The sequence below is a fragment of the Mitsuokella sp. UBA4253 genome (assembly GCF_002395285.1).
Lineage (GTDB): Bacteria > Bacillota > Negativicutes > Selenomonadales > Selenomonadaceae > Mitsuokella > Mitsuokella jalaludinii.
In genome coordinates this window covers 20,225-38,834 of the sequence record NZ_DGWR01000018.1, presented here as the reverse complement: position 1 = coordinate 38,834, position 18,610 = coordinate 20,225, and the positions used below count along the sequence as shown (strand labels likewise).

Here is an 18,610-nt window from a genome sequence, read left to right as displayed (position 1 = left end):
TTTCTGTGGGAAGGGCTAGCAGGGAGCCGGAGGGATCAGCTGTTCAAGGCCTGGTCGAGGTCAGCAATGAGGTCCTCGGGATCCTCAATGCCGACAGAGAAGCGCAGCAGGCGGTCGTCGAGGCCCGTGCGCGCGAGCAGCTCCTTCGGCATCTCGGCATGCGTCTGGGCGATCGGGTACGTCAGCAGACTTTCGACGCCGCCGAGGCTCTCGGCGAAGGCAATGAGCTTGAGGCGGCCGAGCACTTTGATGGCGAGTTCTGGCGACTTGACCTTGAAGGAGATCATGCTGCCAAAGCCCGTGGCCTGGCTCTTGTGGAGCGCGTGGCCCGGATGGTCGGGCAGTCCGACGTAGTAGACATCGGTGACAGTCGGCTGACGCTTGAGCCAGTCGGCAATCTTCATGGCATTTTTTTCCTGGCGCTCGACGCGAAGGCCGAGCGTCTTGATGCTGCGCAGCAGCAGCCACGAGTCGATCGGCGTCAGGTTCGGCCCTTCCGACTTGATGTAGAGCTCGAGATCTTTGCCGTAGCCGGCATCAGCGTCGGCAATCGCGATGACGCCCGCGATGATGTCGTTGTGGCCGCAGATGTACTTCGTCGCACTGTGGACGACGATGTCGGCGCCGAGCGTCAGCGGCTTCTGGAAATGCGGCGAGAGGAAGGTATTGTCAACGGTGAGCAGGGTGCCGTTCTCGTGGGCGAGCGCAGCGAGGGCGCGGATATCGCTGACGAGCATCATCGGGTTTGACGGCGTCTCGATGAAGATCATCTTCGTCTCCTGGCGGATTTTTGCCGCCGTCGCCTCGAGGTCGGCCGTGTTGACGTAGTCGAAGGTCAGTCCGTACTTCTTGTAGATGTCGTTGACGAGTCGGACGGTGCCGCCGTAGAGGTCCTCGGAGAGCAGGATGTGGTCGCCGGGATTCAGCAGATGGAGCACCATGTTGATGGCGGCCATGCCCGATGAGACGGCCCAGGCGCGCTGGCCGCGCTCGAGCTTGGCGAGGACGTCCTCGAGCTCCTTGCGCGTCGGATTGGCGACGCGGCCGTAGTCAAAGCCCGTGCTCTGCTTGTAGCCCGGGTGGCGGTATGTCGCCGAGAGGTAGATCGGTTCGCTGATGGCGCCGGTCGCATCGTATTTGTGGCAGCCGTGCACTTCAAGGGTGTAATCGTTCATGAGATTCCTCCTGTTAAGCAAATCTTTGGAAGACATATCGTTCTAGTAGGTATAGCTGCTATTATAAGGGAAAGCAGCTGTTCTTGTCAATGACATCAGCACGGCAGGGCGATGCGCCGCGTCGCACCCTCTTCCGACTGGAAGTTGGCGCTTGTGAGGTCGCGCAGTTCCATCAGCCGCGACTCGACTTCTGCGGGCGGCAGCAGGAGGTGGAGCGTGACAGCTTCGGCGTAGTCGGCCTCCTCTGTGCGGATCTCCTGCTGCCGGATCCAGTGCTCGACTGTCGCCAGGAGGTCGTAGCCGATTGTCACATGGAGCTCGGTAAAGGGCGTCATCTCGATGCGCGTGGCCGCTTCGATGCCGAGCACGGCGGCATGGCCGTAGGCGCGGATGAGTCCGCCCGCGCCGAGCTTGATGCCGCCGAAGTAGCGCGTGACGACGATGACAACGTCCGTCAATGCGTTCTTCTTGATGGCCTCGAGGATGGGGTTGCCCGCCGTGCCGCCCGGCTCGCCGTCGTCGTTTGACTTCTGCTTGTCGGCGCGCTCGCCGAGCACGTAGGCAGAGCAGTTGTGGCGCGCGTCGAAGTACTGCTTCTTCATGGCCTGGATGAAGGCGCGCGCTTCTTCCTCCGTCTCGACGTGGCGGATGTGCGTGATGAATCTCGATTTCTGTATCTCGTAGAGCGTCTCGACGGAGTCGTCCGTCTCGCGTATGGTTCGGTAGCCGTTCATGATTGCCTCCTGGATGTATTTCTTTCTTAAAATAATTATACCCTATTTCCTGCGCGTATGTCTCATCTGAAAATTTTATCTGCAGAGCTATGGTAATTGCTATCGTTTTGTAGTATCCTTTAGGTTGAAATAATGGAAGTGTCGCGGATGGCAATGCTATACAAATCACAGATCGAAGCGGCACTGGGAAGGTTGTGTTATTAAGGTAATGAACGAGTCGAAAATGAACAGAGGGTTAAAGAATCGCCATCTGCAACTGATCTCGCTGGGCGGGGTCATCGGCAGTGGTTACTTCCTCGGCACCGGGTATGTTCTCGAAAAAGCGGGCCCGGCCGCGATCCTCGCCTATCTCTTGGGCGGGGTCATCGTGCTTTGCGTCATGCTCTGCCTCGCGGAGCTGGCGGTGGAAAAACCTGTATCGGGTTCTTTTGTCACGTATGCAAGGGAGCACATCTCTCCGACCTGGGCCTGCGGTGTGGGCTGGGCCTACTGGACGACCTGGGTTGCGTACGTTCCATCCGAGATGATTGCCGCTGGCATCATCATGAATAACTTTATACCAGAAGTCAGCCAGCTCTGGTGGGCTGTGTTCTTCGGACTCCTGGTGACGATTCTCAATCTGTTCCATGTCGATAAGTTCGGCGAGAGTGAGTTCTGGCTGTCTCTGATCAAGATCATCGCTCTTGCAGCCTTCAGTATCGTGGCCGGCCTCATCTGCCTCGGCCTCATCGGCGATCAGGGCTATATCGGCACAAAGGTCCTTCTCGGCAGCGGCGGCTTCGCGCCGAACGGCTACTGGTCGATCGTGCTGACGATGGTCATCATCCTCGTCAACTTCCAGGGCACGGAGATTATCGGCCTTGCCGCCGGCGAGTGCGAGAAGCCGGAGAAGAGCATCCCGATTGCGGTGCGCAACGTGACATGGCGCATCATCGCGCTCTACATCATCCCGATCTCGCTCCTGATCTCCATCCTGCCTTGGGACAAGGCGGGCCTCGATGAGAGTGTCTTTGCGGCAGCTGTCACGCAGTACGGCCTTTCGGGCTTCGGCGCGTTCTTCGCCTTCGTCATCCTGACGGCGGCCATCTCGTGCTCGAACTCGGGCCTCTACGGTGCGGCTCGCGCCCTGCATGCGCTCGCGCGCATGGACATGGCCCCGAGCACGCTCGGCCACATCAACAAGAACGGCATGCCGTCGCGCTCCATCCTCGTCTCGATCTGCGCGTGCTGGGCCGTCATCCTGCTCTACTCGTTTGACCCGGATTCAGCGCTATACACCTACCTCTTGGCCGTATCGGGCTTCACGGGCGCGATTGCCTGGATCTCAATCTGCTGGAGCGAGTACCGCAGCCGCAAGCGCAAGATCGCCGAGGGCACGGAAGGGGCGCTGCGCTACAAGACGCCGTTCTTCCCGTATGTCACGCTGTTCGGCATCTGGGCACAGGTCTTCTGCCTCGTCGTCATGGTCTTCGAGCCAGAGCTGCGCGAGGCCCTCTACGCCGGCGTCCCCATGCTCGTCTTCCCGATGGCCTGGTACCGCCTGCGCCAGCACCGCCGCGCCACCAGCGCCGCACGTGCACTTCACTGAATCGAATACGTCAAAAGCCGCTTCTTGGATAGAGGCGGCTTTTTTGTTGACATCTCGCATGAGAAGGCGCCGCAGCTGCTTGTCAACGCTGCGCTGCGCAGGACTGCGTGACATCCAGCATGGCGAGACGACGGCACCAGCACCCCAACGCTGCGCAGGATTGCGTGACATCCAGCATGGTAAGACGCCGCAGCTGCTTGTCAACGCTGCGCTGCGCAGGACTGCTAAAAGGATTTTTTGCCGCAGAATCAATCCTTAGAAAAGACAAAAACGCGCTTCGCTTGAACGATTGTCTTTTCTAAGGGGCTTGGTCGGCAAAAAATCCTTTCTTCACGCAGTCCTGCTAACGCTCCGCTTATGACAAGCAGCTGCGGCTCACTTCCGGCACAGACGAAGTTTGCGTACCCATGCATTCCTTCTCGTATAGAAGAGATGAGCTCCCCGCCAAGGGGGCAGAGGGACAAGAGTGGAGCGTTCAGATTCCTGCGTGAAGAAGCTATTTTTGTCTACCACTCATGACCTTCGAAAAGAGTAGCCGTTCAAGCGCAGCGCGTTTTACTCTTTTCGAGGGATGCATTAAGAGACAAAATAGCTTTAGCAGGAATCTGTCGCGTAGCGTTGGCCCTCTGAGCCCTTCGGCGGCACACATCGTATCTCTAGCAGCCTGCCCTGCGCAGCGTTGCCTGTCCACTGCGGCGACTTGCTTTATGCGATGTAAACTGAATCTGAATCCGCAAATCACCTGCAAACCAAAAGCCTCCTGCCATGCAGGAGGCTTCTGGTGATGTGTGTCGTTGTGGGAAGCGATTACGCAGCTTGCTTCTTGGCGTATCTCTTTTCTTCCTGATCCATGACGATGGCGACGGCGCCGTCACCGGTGATGTTCAGGCAGGTGCGGAACATGTCGAGGACACGGTCGATGCCGGCGACGAGGGCGAGACCTTCCATCGGGAGGTTGACGCTCTGCAGGACCATCGCGAGCATGATGAGGCCGGCGCCCGGGACGCCTGCCGTGCCGATGGAGGCCAGCGTGCCCGTCAGGACGATCATGGCCATCTGGCCGTACGACAGGTCGATGCCGAAGACATTCGCGATGAAGAGGGAGCAGACGCCCATGTAGAGTGCCGTGCCATCCATGTTGATCGTCGCGCCGAGCGGCAGGACGAAGGAGGAGACATCGCGCGAGACGCCGAGCTTCTCCTGGCTGTTCTTCATGTTGACCGGCAGCGCCGCTGCACTCGAGCAAGTCGTGAAGGCGATCAGCATCGCCTCACTCATGCCGCGGAAGAACTGTGCCGGCGTATGGCCGCCCCAGACCTTGGCGAGCGTCGAGTAGACGGCAACCGCATGGATGAGGCAGCCGACGGCGACGCAGGCGATGACGGAGATCAGAGGCAGCAGGACGGATGGGCCGTTCTTGGCGACGACCGGCAGCAGCAGGGCGAAGACACCGATAGGAGCGAAGCTCATGACGATGCCGATGATCTTGTAGGAGACCTCCGCGCAGGCGTCGAAGAACTTGATCAGGATGTCTGCGCGCTCGCCGCCGACCTTGAGGATGCCGACGCCGATGAAGAGCGCGAAGACGATGACCGGCAGGATATCCGCCTTGGCCATCGAAGCGACCGGGTTAGCCGGGATCATCGCGACGAAGACCTGCATGATCGACGGCGCTTCCTTGACCTTGACGACAGCGTCCGATGTCATCTGGAGGCCGAGGCCCGGATGCGCGAGGCCTGCGACGCTGAAGCCGATGACGATGGCGATAGCCGTCGTGACGAGGTAGAGCAGGATCGTCTTGATGCCGATGCGGCCGAGCTTCGTCGTGTCACCGAGGCTCGTCATGCCGACGACGAGCGAGCAGAGGACGACGGGGACGATCATCATCTTGATGAGATTGATGAAGATCGTGCCGATCGGGGCAATCCACCAGTTGATGAACGGCAGTGCCGGTTCACCCGCAATCAGGCCGACGATGACGGCCAGCACGAGCGCGATGAAGATCTTGATCGATAAGTTCATGAAAATCACTCCTTGGGTATTGCGTACTTCGCGTATACGTGATCAGTCATTGGCTGCGATATATTTTCGCATTTGTATGATAGATAATGCCAATTCCTTATTACAGTTTTTTATTATAGAGAAAAGAGCAGGGGATGTCCACTGGTATGGAATAAGTATACGGTATACATACATCGTACGTGGACAATGCGGGGCAGCATTCTGTATTATTGTAAATCGAATCCGATTCCTTGACACAATCTCTTTGCGTATAATTTTGCTTATAATAAGGAAGACAGCTTTGCCGTGCATGATTCCTGTGAGCAGCGCGCAAAAAAAATACGGGGAAACGATTGTCAAGGCACTTCTCTTATGATATAATTTCTAACGGTGTAAAAATAGCACGCGCCTCGATCGCTGCCCTGTGCCCGACATGGGTGGTGCAGAGAAATGAAAGGTGCGGAAGAAAAAAACAGGAGGTGCACCAACATGGCAGTTATTTCCATGAAACAGTTACTTGAAGCAGGTGTCCACTTCGGACATCAGACCCGTCGTTGGAACCCGAAGATGGCAAAGTACATCTTCACGGAGCGCAACGGCATCTACATCATCGACCTTCAGAAGACGGTCAAGAAGGTTGACGAGGCTTATGCATTCCTTCGCAGCGTTGCAGAGGAAGGCAAGAGCGTCCTCTTCGTCGGCACGAAGAAGCAGGCTCAGGAAGCCATCAAGGAAGAAGCTACGCGTGCTGGCCAGTTCTATGTCAACGAGCGCTGGCTCGGCGGCATGATGACGAACTTCCGCACGATCCAGAAGCGCATCGCTCGTCTCAAAGAGCTCGAGGCTATGGAAGCAGACGGCACGTTCGAAGTCCTCACGAAGAAAGAGGTCCAGGGTCTTCGCCACGAGATGGAGAAGCTCGAGCAGTACCTCGGCGGTATCAAAGAGATGAACAAGCTGCCGGGCGCACTCTTCATCGTCGATCCGCGCAAGGAGCGCATCGCCGTTGCTGAGGCTCGCAAGCTCAACATCCCTATCGTTGCCATCGTCGACACGAACTGTGATCCGGATGAGATCGACTACGTCATCCCGGGCAACGATGACGCAATCCGCGCTGTCAAGCTCCTCACGGGCCGCATGGCTGATGCAGTCCTCGAGGGTCGTCAGGGTCAGGATAGCGAAGCAGAAGCTGCAGAAGCACCGGCTGCTGAATAATCCAGAAATCCAGATTCGATAAGAAGACCGGGAGGGGTAAGGGAGTTATCCCTTGCCCCTCCTTTTTATTAGGAGGAAAAGAACCAATGGCAAAGATTACGGCTGCAATGGTAAAAGAGCTGCGCGAGACGACGGGCGCAGGCATGATGGACTGCAAGAAGGCCCTGACGGCTACGGACGGCGACAAGGAAAAGGCAATCGACTGGCTCCGTGAGAAGGGCATCTCGAAGGCTGAGAAGAAGGCTGGCCGCATCGCTGCAGAGGGTGCTGTCGCCGCTTACATCAGCGACGATGCAAAAGTCGGCGTTCTCGTCGAAGTCAACTGCGAGACGGACTTCGCTGCTGGCAACGAGCAGTTCCGCGCTCTCGAAGAGAAGATCGCGAAGCACATCGCTGCAACGAACCCGGCTGACCTCGATGCCCTCAATGCAAGCGAGATCGACGGCAAGACGGTTGCTGCTCTCGTGACGGAAGCTACGGCTACGATCGGCGAGAAGATCTCCCTGCGCCGTTTCGTCCGCTATGAGTCGGAAGGCCGCGTTGCCAGCTACATCCACATGGGCGGCAAGATCGGCGTCCTCGTCGACATGACGGGCGGCGACGAAGAACTCGGCAAGGACGTTGCCATGCAGATTGCTGCAGCAGCTCCGGCAGCCATCGACCGCAGCGGTGTCGATGCAGCAGCTCTCGAGCACGAGAAGGAAGTCCTCCGCAAGCAGGCTTTCGAAGAGGGCAAGCCGGAGAAGATCGTTGAGCGCATGGTCGAAGGCCGCATCAACAAGTACTACAAGGAAGTCTGCCTCAACGAGCAGATCTTCGTCAAGGATTCCGACAAGACGGTCAAGGACATCCTCGGCGACGTCAAGGTAACGGCATTTACGCGCTACCAGCTCGGCGAAGGCATCGAGAAGAAGCAGGAGAACTTCGCTGCTGAAGTCGCTGCTCAGATGAAATAATCAACCGGAAAAAGCCAGACCGGAAAGAAAGAGAACACATAATGGATTGTGTTCTCTTTTTTTAGAGGTTATAACGAGGCAGAAAATCTCCGTAAATGGGGGAAACATCTAGAAACAGGCGGTGAGCCTATCTCCCGCCTCGTTGAAAGGCTGCAAGGTGGATTTTCCTATGGAAAATCTGGAACAATGGCCTTATAATAGAGAAAGATGCAGTGACATTTAGATGGAGGGTAATATTTTGGAACCAGCAAAATATAAACGCATTGTCCTGAAACTCAGTGGTGAATCGCTTGCCGGCGATCAGGGCTTCGGCATCAACCCGGCTGTTGTTGAGGATATCGCGAAGCAGATCAAGAAAATCCGTGAGCGCGGCGTCGACGTCGCCATCGTCGTCGGCGGCGGCAACATCTGGCGCGGGCTCGCCGGCTCGGCCAAGGGCATGGACCGCGCGACGGCCGACTACATGGGCATGATGGCCACGGTCATGAACGCACTCGCCCTGCAGGATGCACTCGAGAAGCTCGATGTGGACACGCGCGTACAGACCGCCATCGAGATGCGCCAGGTCGCAGAGCCGTACATCCGCCGCAAGGCCATCCGTCACATGGAGAAGGGCCGCGTCGTCATCTTTGGCGCCGGCACGGGCAATCCGTACTTCTCGACGGACACGACGGCCGCTTTGCGCGCTGCAGAGATCGAAGCCGATGTCATCCTCATGGCCAAGAAGGGCACGGATGGCATCTATGATTCCGATCCGAACAAGAATGCCAACGCGAAGAAATTTGATTCGCTGACGTACATCGAGATCCTCAACAAGGGCCTGCAGGTCATGGACACGACGGCCACGAGCCTCTGCATGGACAACGAGATCCCGCTTCTCGTCTTCAACATCGATGACCACGAGAACATCGTCCGCGCAGCACTCGGCGAGGAGATCGGCACGACGGTAGGAGGAAATGAGTAATGGTAAAAGACATTCTCGCGTCCCATGAGGAACGCATGAAGAAGAGCATCGAGGCCCTCAAGCACGAGTTCGCCTCGCTGCGTGCAGGCCGCGCTACGCCGTCCCTGCTCGACAAGGTCATGGTCAACTACTACGGCGCCCCGACGCCGGTCAACCAGATCGCGAAGGTTTCCGTGCCGGAGCCGCGCATGATCATGATCCAGCCGTGGGAGAAATCCATCCTGCACGACATCGAAGTCGCGATCATGAAGTCGGATCTCGGCCTGAGCCCGAACTCCGACGGCACGGCCATCCGCCTCTCCATCCCGGCTCTGACGCAGGAGCGTCGCCAGGAGCTCGTCAAGACGGTCAACAAGAAGACGGAGGAGGCCAAGGTCGCCCTGCGCAACATCCGCCGCGACGGCAATGAGGCCATCAAGAAGCTCGAGAAGTCCAAGGAGATCACTGAGGACGATTCGAAGCGCGGTCAGGAGTCCATGCAGAAACTCGTCGACAAGTACGTCAAGCTCGCCGATGCGGCGAAGGACGTCAAGGAGAAAGAGGTCATGGAAGTCTGATATGACTCAGATGACGCCTGACATCCTGGCGCGGCCGCTCGCCGAGGCCGAAGCGATGCTTCGCGAGGCCGGCCGCCCCTGGCAAACGGAAATAACACGCCCAACGCGTGATTTTTTCAAGACAGATTCAACCTGTCTTTACGTCGTCCGCGTGCGAGAGCAGGCGGATGGCACGATCCTGCTGACTCTTGCGGCAAAGCAGAGGAAGCTGGACCACTAAAAACTAGAGAAGGAGGCGAGATGAATGGCTTACAAGATCACTGATGACTGCATTTCCTGCGGTTCCTGCGCTGCTACGTGCCCGGTTGAGGCAATCAGCGAGGGTGCAGAGCACTACGAGATCGACGCAGACAAGTGCGTTGAGTGCGGTGCTTGCGCTGCCGGCTGCCCGGTATCCGCAATTGAAGCTCCCTGATGGATGACGAGCGGCCCCTCTTTTTTATGCGAGAGGGGCTTTTCGTTATTCTACACGGAATAGTCTCTCAGGATGGAGATATAGTATGTGGAAAAAGATATTTGGCGGTGGAAAAACGGCGCGCGAGGAAAAAGCGCCCGCCGATCAGAACCCGCTCTACGATAGAATCAACTGGCAGCGCTTGCCGCGCCATGTCGCCATCATCATGGACGGCAACGGCCGCTGGGCACAGGGCAAGGGCCTCATCCGCACGGCGGGCCACAAGGCCGGTGTCAAGACGCTCAAGAACATCCTCAAGGCGGCCATCGATCTGCGCATCGAGGCCCTGACGGTCTACGCCTTCTCGACGGAGAACTGGAAGCGCCCGCGCCTTGAGGTCGAATTCCTCATGAAGCTCTTCTCGGACTACCTCATCAAGGAGCTCGAGGAGATGAACGACTACAATGTGCGCATCCGCTTCATCGGCCGCATGGAGGGCATGCCTGAAGGTCTGCAGCGCCAGATGCGCGAGGCGGAGGCGCTCATGAAGGACAACACGGGCATCCGCTTCAACGTCGCGGCCAATTATGGCGGCCAGGATGAGCTCATCCGCGCGGCGCAGTCGCTGGCGCGCAAGGCAGCGGCAGGGGAGATTGCCCCAGAGGACATCGACGCCGAGGCCATCGACCAGCAGCTCGACACGGCTGGCGACCCGCCCGTCGACCTCGTCATCCGCACGAGCGGCGACCAGCGCCTCTCGAACTTCCTGCTCTGGCAGTCGGCCTATGCGGAGTTCTACTTCACCGATGTCAACTGGCCGGACTTCACGCCCGCCTGCTTCGTCGACGCGCTCGTCGACTTTGCCGGGCGCGACCGCCGCTTTGGCGGCCTGACCAATAAATAAGATAGGAGCGGTTTCGTTGTTTACAAGAATCATCACAGGCGTGGTCGGCATCGCGCTGGCTGCCTTCGTCATCCAGACGGGCGGGGCCCTGTTCGCTGGCTTTGCTCTCGTGCTCTCCGTGCTGGCCTGGTTTGAATACGCGCGCGCCTTCCACCGGAAGGGCAGCAATCTGACGTTCCTGACGGGCATTCTCGGGCTCATCCTGCTCTGGGGCTGCGCGTGGCTCGGCAATGCCGAGGAGTCGATGGCCGTCACGACGGGCATCGTGCTCATCGTGCTCTTGGAGAGCGTCCTGCTGCACGGCCGCGTCTCCTTCGTCGACGCCTGCACGTCGGTCGCCGGCATCCTCTACCTCGGCCTGCCGTTTGCGCACATGGTCATGCTGCGCTACCTCTATCCAGAGCAGCACCTCATGACCTCGCTTGGCTCCTTTGAGTTCGGCTGCGCGATGATCTGGGTCATGTTCATCGGCACCTGGGCCAGTGACACGTTTGCCTACTTCACGGGTTCGGCTATCGGCCGCCACAAGCTCTGCCCGACAATCAGCCCCAACAAGACGGTCGAGGGCTTCCTCGGCTCTGTCGTCGGCACGACGGCAGCCGTCGCCGGCCTCGGCGTGTTCTTCTCGCTGCCGATCGTCGAGATGGCCGTGCTCGGCTTCTGCATCTCGCTGCTGGCGACGCTCGGCGACCTCGTTGAGTCGGTGGCGAAGCGCTACACGGGCATCAAGGACTCGGGCAATATCATCCCGGGCCACGGCGGCGTCTGGGACCGCTTTGACAGCGTGCTCTTCACGGCACCGCTCGTCTACTACTTTGTGCTGATCGCGGGCCTCGGCCTGAAGTGAGGGAAATGCTATGAAGAATATTGCCGTATTAGGCTCTACGGGCTCCATCGGCACGCAGACGCTCGACGTCGTGCGCGGCCATCGCGAGCTCTTCCACATCTCCGTACTCGCGGCCAATGCGAGCGACGAACTGCTCGAAAAGCAGATCCGCGAGTTCGAGCCGGAGCTCGCCGTGCTCTCTGACGAGGCCGCCTACGCGCGCCTCAAGTCGCGCTACACGGGCAGGACGAAGCTCGCCGGCGGCCGCCAGGCATTCATCGACGCGGCGGCCTACCCGGACGTCGACACCGTCGTGACCTCGATGATGGGCTTTGCCGGCCTCGAGCCGACGATGAAGGCGCTCGACGCCAAGAAGAACATCGCGCTCGCCAACAAGGAGACGCTCGTCGTCGCCGGCGAGATCGTCATGCGCCGCGCGAAGGAGCAGGGCGTCTCCATCCTGCCCGTCGACAGCGAGCACTGCGCGTTCTTCCAGTGCCTGCAGGGGGAGAAGCGCGAGACAATCGAGAAGCTCCTTTTGACCTGCTCCGGCGGCCCGTTCCGCGGCAAGAAGCGCGAAGCGCTCATCGGCGCGACGAAGGCGCAGGTCCTCGCGCATCCGACCTGGAATATGGGCCAGAAGATCACGGTCGATTCGGCCTCGCTCGTCAACAAGGGCCTTGAGGTCATCGAGGCGAAGTGGCTCTACGGTGTCGACTACGACAAGATACAGGTCGTCGTCCACCCGCAGAGCATCATCCACTCGATGGTCCAGTTCTGCGACGGCTCCGTCATCGCACAGCTCGGCTGCCCCGACATGAAGCTGCCGATCCAGTACGCCCTGACGTACCCGACGCGGCAGACCTCGACCTTCGAGCGCCTCGACTTCTGGAAGCTCAAGGACCTGACCTTCGAGAAGCCGGACACCGACACCTTCAAGGGTCTGCGCTTTGCCTACGAGGCCGGCAAGATGGGCGGCTCGATGCCGTGTGTCTTCAATGCGGCCAACGAAGTCGCCGTCGGCGCCTTCCTCAAGGATGCCATCCACTTCCTCGACATCTACGACATCATCGAAGAGACGATGATGAAGCGCGAATGCATCGTCGAGCCGACACTTGCAGAGCTCTTCGAGGAAGACAAGTGGGCGCGCGCGTACGCTGCCTCGCTGCTCGCGAAGTGATGCGTCTTCATTTGATTCACTGCAAGATTCACTATGACACGATAAAAGGATGGTGAAGCAATGGTATTGACAATAGCAGCAGCTGTCTTTGTCTTCGGCCTGCTCGTCCTCGTGCATGAGCTCGGCCACTTCGTCACGGCGAAGATGACGGGCATGCGCGTCGACGAGTTTGCCATCGGCTTTGGGCCGAAGCTCGTGAGCTTCCAGCGCGGTGAGACGGTGTACTCCATCCGCGCGATCCCGCTCGGCGGCTTCAACGACATCGCCGGCATGGACCCCGAGCAGAACGATGCAGGCAGCCGCGGTTACTGCGAGAAACCTGTGAGCTCGCGCATGATTGTGATTCTCGCGGGCTCCATCATGAATTTTATACTGCCGCTCTTCCTGTTCTTCGGCATCTTCTTCTTCGCCGGTGTCAGCACGCCGAGCACAGAGCCGGTCTTCGGCACGGTGCTTGCGGGCAAGCCGGCGGCCGAAGCGGGCCTCAGGGACGGCGACCGCGTGCTCGCCATTGACGGAACGCCAATCGCGACGTGGTCCGACTTCGTCGCTGGCGTCAAGGACAGCGCGGGAAAGCCTGTCAACCTGACCGTCGAGCGTGGCGGGGAGTCGTTTGATACGACGGTCATGCCGGCCTACGACTCGAGCTCGCAGCGCGCGATGGTCGGCGTCATGGGCTCCGTCGACACGCGCTACCCGGGCTTTGTCGAGTCGGCCAAGCTCGCCGTGCAGAAGACGGGGGCCATCCTCTACATGATGGTCGACGCCCTCTACAAGATCGTCCTCGAGCTGTCGGGCGCAGAGCTCGCCGGCCCGATCGGTGTCGCGCAGATGGCGGGTGAGGTCGCCCAGATGGGCTTCGTGCCGCTCCTCAACTTCGCGGCCTTCCTGAGCCTCAACCTCGGCATCGTCAACCTCTTCCCGATACCGGCACTCGACGGCGGCCACTTCCTGACGCTCTGCGTCGAGGCCGTGCGCGGCAAGCCGCTGAGTCCGACTGCCCTGCGCTACACGCAGAACGTCGGCATCGTCCTGCTGCTCCTCCTGATGCTGCTCGCAACGAAGAACGACATCGTCCGCGTGATCTTCGGCGGCTGAGGCTGACACCGACTAATTCGAAAGGAAGTGTACGATTTGTACGATTTACAGAAGCGCCGTCCGACGCGCCAGATCCACATCGGCAAGGTCGCGATCGGCGGCGGTGCGCCGATCTCCGTGCAGTCGATGACGAATACGAAGACGACGGACACCGAGGCGACTGTCGCCCAGATCCGCGCCCTGCAGGCCGCAGGCTGCGATATCGTGCGGCTCGCCGTGCCCGACATGGAGGCCGCCAAGAACCTCGGCAATATCCTGCGCCAGGTCACCGTGCCGCTCGTCGCCGACATCCACTTTGACTACAAGCTCGCGCTCGAGGCCATCCGCCAGGGTATTCACGCCCTGCGCCTCAACCCGGGCAACATCGGCGGCGAGGAGAAGGTCAAGGCCGTCGTCAAGGCAGCCAAGGAGGCCGGCATCCCGATCCGCATCGGCGTCAACGCCGGCTCCCTCGACAAGAAGATCCTCAAGAAGTACGGCGGCGTCACGCCGGAGGCGCTCGTCGAGTCGGCGATGGAGCATGTGCGCATCCTAGAGGCACTCGACTTCCACGACATGAAGATCTCCCTCAAGGCGCACGACGTGCCGCTGACGATTGCGGCCTATCGCCTCATGAGCCAGACGGTCGACTACCCGCTGCACCTCGGCATCACCGAGGCCGGCACGGTCAACACGGGCATCATCAAGTCGGCCGTCGGCATCGGCGCATTGCTCGCCGAGGGCATTGGCGACACCTTCCGCATCTCGCTGACGGGCGACCCCGTCGTCGAGGTCCGCGTCGCCAATGAGATCTTGAAGTCACTCGGCCTCAAGGAGTACGGTCCGACGCTCGTCGCCTGCCCGACCTGCGGCCGCACGAGCATCGACCTGCCGGCCATCGCCGCCCAGGTCGAGGAGAAGCTCAGGGACATCGAAGAGCCCATCGAGGTGGCCGTCATGGGCTGCGTTGTCAACGGCCCGGGCGAGGCGCGCGGCGCCGACGTCGGCATTGCCGGCGGCAACGGCGAGGGCCTCATTTTCCGCAAGGGCGAGATCGTCCGCAAAGTGCCCGAAGCCGACCTCGTGAACGAATTATTCCAGGAAATTGACCAGATATTGGAGGAACGCAAACATGCGAGCAAGTAACCTTTATGCACCAACACTTAGAAACACGCCAGCTGAGGCCGAGATTGCCAGCCATCAGCTCATGTACCGCGCTGGCATGATCCGCAAGACGGCCGGCGGCATGTACACCTTCCTGCCGCTCGCATGGCGCACGATCCGCAAGATCGAGCAGATCATCCGCGAGGAGATGGACGCCGCAGGCGGCCAGGAAATCATGATGCCGATCCTGCAGCCGGCAGAGTACTGGCAGGAGAGCGGCCGCTGGGGCGTCTACGGCGATGAGATGATGCGCATCAAGGACCGCCATGGCCGCGACTTCTGCCTCGGACCGACGCATGAAGAGATGATCACGGCGCTCGTGCGCGACGAAGTCCGCTCTTACAAGCAGCTGCCGCTGATGCTCTACCAGATCCAGGACAAGTTCCGCGATGAGCGCCGCCCGCGCTTCGGCCTCATGCGCAGCCGCGAGTTCATCATGAAGGACCTCTACTCCTTCGACAAGGACGTCGAGGGAATGAACGAGTCGTACAAGAAGATGTACGATGCCTACACGAACATCTTCACCCGCATGGGCCTCGAGTTCCGCCCGGTCGAGGCCGACAACGGCGCCATCGGCGGCGGCCACTCCCACGAGTTCACCGTCCTCGCCGACGCCGGCGAGTCGAACATCGCCGTCTGCACGAAGTGCGACTACGCAGCGAGCGACGAGAAGGCCGAACTCAAGCCGGTAGAGATCCCGGCTGAGGACGAACTGCCGCTCGAGAAAGTCAGCACGCCGGGCACGAACACAATCGAGGCCCTCTGCGACTTCCTCCAGGTGCCGGCCGACAAGACGATCAAGGCCGTCGCTTACCAGACCGACAAGGACGAGCTCGTGCTCGCCTTCATCCGCGGCGACCACGATGTCAACGAAATCAAGGTCATCAACCAGATCGAGGGCGCACTCGACTTGCGCATGGCCGACGAAGAGGCCATCCGCGCTGCCGGCGGCTGCCCCGGCTTCATGGGCCCCATCGGCATCAAGAAGGGCACGCACGTGCTCGTCGACGCGACCGTCATGAACATGCACAACGCCGTCACGGGTGCCAACGAGGCAGACGTCCATTATAAGAACGTCAACCCGCAGCGCGACTTCGATAAGGACGCCATCATCGTCACCGACCTGCGCATGGTCAAAGAGGGCGACCCGTGCCCGCACTGCGGCGCACCACTCAAGATGACGCGCGGCATCGAGGCCGGCCAGGTCTTCACGCTCGGCACGAAGTACAGCCAGGCGATGGGCGCGACCTTCCTCGACGAGAACGGCAAAGAGCAGCCGCTCGTCATGGGCTGCTACGGCATCGGCGTCGGCCGCACGATGGCCGCCGCCATCGAGCAGAACAACGACGAGCAGGGCATCGTCTGGCCGCGCGCCATCGCGCCGTTCGAAGTCGTCGTCGTCGCCGTCAACGCCAAGAAGGAAGAGCAGCTGACGTATGCCGAGGGCATCTACGAGGAGTGCTGCAAGGCCGGCCTCGACGTCCTGCTCGACGACCGCAAGGAGCGCGCCGGCGTCAAGTTCAAAGACTGCGACCTCATCGGCTATCCGGTCCGCGTGACCATCGGCCCGAAGGCTGTCGAGGAAGACGTCATCGAAGTCAAAGTCCGCAAGACCGGCGAAGTCTACAACTTCACCCGCGCCGACTACCTCGAGAAAGTCCAGGCGCTGCTCAAGGACCTTTGAGATCCAAAACGGCAATCAAAAAAGCTGCACCATCTGGTGCAGCTCTTTTTTATAGGCCTGTCTTATGCGCCGACGACCGTGTTGAGGTCCTTGACGAGCTGGTCGACATCGATGCCGTGTGCCATCGCGCCCTGCTCGATGTTCTCAAAGTGTGCAGCAGCGCAGCCAAGGCAGCCCATGCCGGCGTTGACGAATACGTCAACCGTGTCCGGGTACTTCTGGACGACTTCAAGGATGCTCATGTCTTTCGTGATTGCCATAATGAAAATTCCTCCTGTGGAACAATATAAAATCGCTGTGATTTACGTCACATATACGTGGATGGGGTATATTACCGCCAAGAGGATTATACCACATTTTCGAGAAATGCACTAGATAGCCAAAAACTTTTCCACTTTTTTCCAGAATCTGTGGTATGATAGATGCGAGTAACACGGACAGAAGCAGGAGGAAGATTTGATGAAGCGTTCATGGCGTTTGCTGGGACTGGTGTTGGTGGCAGTCGTCTGCCTCGCGGCGGTGGTTCTCTTGCGGCCGACGGTCGGCCACGAGGCTGAGATGGCAGGGAGCATAGATGACACGCAGGCGACGAGCACGGCACAGGAGCCGGACACGGGCGAGGATGGCCCGCAGATCCTCGTGCTCAACTACCACAAGGTCAGCGATGAATTCCTGTCGCTTGCCGTCGCACCGGCCGACTTCGACTGGCAGATGCGCTACCTCAAGGAGCACGGCTATCACGCGATCACGCCCGACGAGCTCTACGACGCGCTCGAGGGCACGGGCCAGCTGCCCGACAATCCCGTCCTGATCACCTTCGACGACGGCTACCAGGACAACTACGACAACGCCTACCCGATCCTCAGGAAGTACGGCCTCAAGGGCACGGTCTTTGTCGTCACGAGCTTCCTCGGCACGCGCAAAGGCTACCTGACCTGGGACGAGTGCCGCGAGATGGAGAAGAACGACATGACCGTCGCTTCGCACACCGTCGACCACAAGTCGATGACCGACCTGACGAACGACCAGCTGCGCGCCGAACTCGTCGAGTCGAAGAAGAAGGCCGAAGCCGAGCTCGGCCATGAGGTCAAGTACATGGCCTACCCGACGGGTGCCTACAACCTCCACATCGCCCAGCTCGTGCGCGAGGCCGGCTACAAGGCCGCCTTTACCATCAAGTACGGCGGCGTCAGCCGCAAGAGCAACATCTACGCCCTCGAGCGCGTGCCTATCTTCCACACAGAGAAGACGAACCGCGACTTCATCGAGCGTATCCATTACACTCCGCAGTTCGAGAGTTTCGGCTGGACGAAGCACTGAGCACACAGGTGTTTGCACAAAAAGTACATAAATAAGAAATGTTTTCCAGAAACAGGATGTTTTTCTTTTATAAATCGGTAAATTTAACCCGATGCTAAAGAAAAGCATCCTGTTTTTTTATACAATAGAATGTGAGGTAAATCACTGAGCAAGACGTCATGCCTCTGGCGTAACGAATAAAGGGGAAAGGAATCATGAAGAACACACATAAACACAGAAAAACAATGACCTGGCAGTCGAAATCTGCCGCCATTGCCATCGCTATCATGGCCATGTCGCTGCACAGCAGCAGCGTGCAGGCCATGCCGGAGCAGGGCAAGGTCGTCGCCGGGCAGGGTGAGATTGCACGTCCTGATGAAAAGACGATGGTCATCAACCAGAAGACAGACCGCCTCGCTCTCGACTGGCAGAAATTCAACATCGCCAAGGACGAAAAGGTCCACTTCGACCAGAACAGCAAGAGCGCTATCGCCCTCAACCGCGTCGTAGGAGACGGCCGGTCCATCATCGACGGCTCGCTCTCGACTAAAGGTCATGTCTTCGTCATCAACCCGAACGGCGTGCTCTTCGGCAAGAACAGCAGCGTCGACGTCGGCGGCCTCGTCGCCTCGACGGCCAACGTGACCGATGACGACATGCGTAACTTCGCGCAGGGCAAGGGCGACCTCGGCCTGCAGATTGCAGCTGGCAGGGAGGCCAGCGTGATCAACGCCGGCACCATCAAAGCCGAGGGCGGCCTTGTCGCCCTGCACGCGACAAATGTCGAGAACACGGGGCCATCGCGAATGAGGGCGGCCAGACTGTCCTCGCCGCAGCAAAGAACCTCAGCCTCGCAGCCGACACGGCGGGCAAGCTCAACTTCACGGTAAAC

General features: G+C 59.5%; 19 protein-coding genes. 15 read left to right on the top strand and 4 right to left on the bottom strand.

Features of this window, described 5'->3' with window-relative positions:
- Positions 1–35: 35 nt before the first annotated feature.
- Positions 36–1,175 (bottom strand): trans-sulfuration enzyme family protein, encoded by a 1,140-nt coding sequence (locus B2X55_RS10600; RefSeq protein ID WP_286822097.1) that lies wholly within the window; start codon positions 1,173–1,175, stop codon positions 36–38.
- 95 nt (positions 1,176–1,270) lie between these two features.
- The gene (locus B2X55_RS10595; protein ID WP_036378276.1) at positions 1,271–1,909 is read right to left on the bottom strand and encodes a YigZ family protein; all 639 of its coding nucleotides are present in this window, start codon (positions 1,907–1,909) and stop codon (positions 1,271–1,273) included.
- A 208-nt stretch (positions 1,910–2,117) separates the two neighbouring features.
- Here B2X55_RS10595 and B2X55_RS10590 point away from each other — a divergent pair, with 208 nt between their 5' ends.
- Entirely contained in the window at positions 2,118–3,497 is a 1,380-nt protein-coding gene (locus B2X55_RS10590; RefSeq protein WP_036378274.1) for an amino acid permease, read from the top strand.
- An 807-nt stretch (positions 3,498–4,304) separates the two neighbouring features.
- Here B2X55_RS10590 and B2X55_RS10585 read toward each other — a convergent pair.
- Positions 4,305–5,519, bottom strand: coding sequence for a dicarboxylate/amino acid:cation symporter (locus tag B2X55_RS10585; protein WP_286822095.1), 1,215 nt, complete (start codon positions 5,517–5,519; stop codon positions 4,305–4,307).
- A 468-nt stretch (positions 5,520–5,987) separates the two neighbouring features.
- Here B2X55_RS10585 and rpsB point away from each other — a divergent pair, with 468 nt between their 5' ends.
- From rpsB to B2X55_RS10525, 12 genes are all read left to right on the top strand, one after another.
- Entirely contained in the window at positions 5,988–6,713 is a 726-nt protein-coding gene (gene rpsB, locus B2X55_RS10580; protein ID WP_278823523.1) for a 30S ribosomal protein S2, read from the top strand.
- An 86-nt stretch (positions 6,714–6,799) separates the two neighbouring features.
- A complete protein-coding gene (gene tsf / locus B2X55_RS10575; RefSeq protein WP_286822094.1) occupies positions 6,800–7,669 on the top strand; it encodes a translation elongation factor Ts in 870 nt (289 codons plus the stop codon).
- 223 nt (positions 7,670–7,892) lie between these two features.
- Positions 7,893–8,633 carry a UMP kinase gene (gene pyrH, locus B2X55_RS10570; protein WP_286822093.1) on the top strand — a complete coding sequence of 247 codons (741 nt, stop codon included), beginning with the start codon at positions 7,893–7,895 and terminating at the stop codon, positions 8,631–8,633.
- Positions 8,633–9,190: a ribosome recycling factor gene (frr, locus tag B2X55_RS10565; RefSeq protein WP_036378267.1), complete on the top strand. Its 558-nt coding sequence runs from the start codon at positions 8,633–8,635 to the stop codon at positions 9,188–9,190. The genes pyrH and frr overlap by 1 nt, the downstream gene beginning before the upstream one ends.
- A 1-nt stretch (position 9,191) precedes the next feature.
- Positions 9,192–9,410, top strand: a complete 219-nt coding sequence (locus tag B2X55_RS10560; protein ID WP_244881914.1) for an RNA-3-phosphate cyclase — start codon at positions 9,192–9,194, stop codon at positions 9,408–9,410.
- A 24-nt stretch (positions 9,411–9,434) separates the two neighbouring features.
- Positions 9,435–9,605 carry a DUF362 domain-containing protein gene (locus B2X55_RS10555; RefSeq protein WP_036378266.1) on the top strand — a complete coding sequence of 57 codons (171 nt, stop codon included), beginning with the start codon at positions 9,435–9,437 and terminating at the stop codon, positions 9,603–9,605.
- Positions 9,606–9,690: 85 nt separating this feature from the next.
- Positions 9,691–10,488, top strand: a complete 798-nt coding sequence (locus B2X55_RS10550; protein ID WP_286822091.1) for an isoprenyl transferase — start codon at positions 9,691–9,693, stop codon at positions 10,486–10,488.
- Between the two features lie 16 nt (positions 10,489–10,504).
- Complete coding sequence (locus B2X55_RS10545; RefSeq protein WP_279182440.1) at positions 10,505–11,335, top strand: phosphatidate cytidylyltransferase; 831 nt, start codon at positions 10,505–10,507, stop codon at positions 11,333–11,335.
- A gap of 10 nt (positions 11,336–11,345) precedes the next feature.
- Positions 11,346–12,494, top strand: a complete 1,149-nt coding sequence (locus B2X55_RS10540; protein ID WP_286822090.1) for a 1-deoxy-D-xylulose-5-phosphate reductoisomerase — start codon at positions 11,346–11,348, stop codon at positions 12,492–12,494.
- 60 nt (positions 12,495–12,554) lie between these two features.
- Positions 12,555–13,592, top strand: a complete 1,038-nt coding sequence (rseP, locus tag B2X55_RS10535) for an RIP metalloprotease RseP (RefSeq protein ID WP_286822088.1) — start codon at positions 12,555–12,557, stop codon at positions 13,590–13,592.
- Between the two features lie 27 nt (positions 13,593–13,619).
- Complete coding sequence (ispG, locus tag B2X55_RS10530; RefSeq protein WP_404810293.1) at positions 13,620–14,717, top strand: flavodoxin-dependent (E)-4-hydroxy-3-methylbut-2-enyl-diphosphate synthase; 1,098 nt, start codon at positions 13,620–13,622, stop codon at positions 14,715–14,717.
- On the top strand, positions 14,704–16,419 hold the full coding sequence (locus tag B2X55_RS10525; protein WP_286822085.1) for a proline--tRNA ligase: 1,716 nt from the start codon (positions 14,704–14,706) through the stop codon (positions 16,417–16,419). Before ispG ends, B2X55_RS10525 begins: the two co-directional genes overlap by 14 nt.
- Positions 16,420–16,481: 62 nt before the next feature.
- Here the strand turns inward: B2X55_RS10525 and B2X55_RS10520 are convergent, their stop codons facing one another.
- Positions 16,482–16,679, bottom strand: coding sequence for a DUF1858 domain-containing protein (locus tag B2X55_RS10520; RefSeq protein WP_036378940.1), 198 nt, complete (start codon positions 16,677–16,679; stop codon positions 16,482–16,484).
- A gap of 199 nt (positions 16,680–16,878) precedes the next feature.
- Between B2X55_RS10520 and B2X55_RS10515 the strand changes: the two genes are divergently transcribed.
- Complete coding sequence (locus tag B2X55_RS10515) at positions 16,879–17,739, top strand: polysaccharide deacetylase family protein (RefSeq protein WP_286822083.1); 861 nt, start codon at positions 16,879–16,881, stop codon at positions 17,737–17,739.
- Between the two features lie 224 nt (positions 17,740–17,963).
- On the top strand, positions 17,964–18,608 hold the full coding sequence (locus B2X55_RS10510) for a filamentous hemagglutinin N-terminal domain-containing protein (protein WP_286822082.1): 645 nt from the start codon (positions 17,964–17,966) through the stop codon (positions 18,606–18,608).
- Positions 18,609–18,610: the final 2 nt, after the last annotated feature.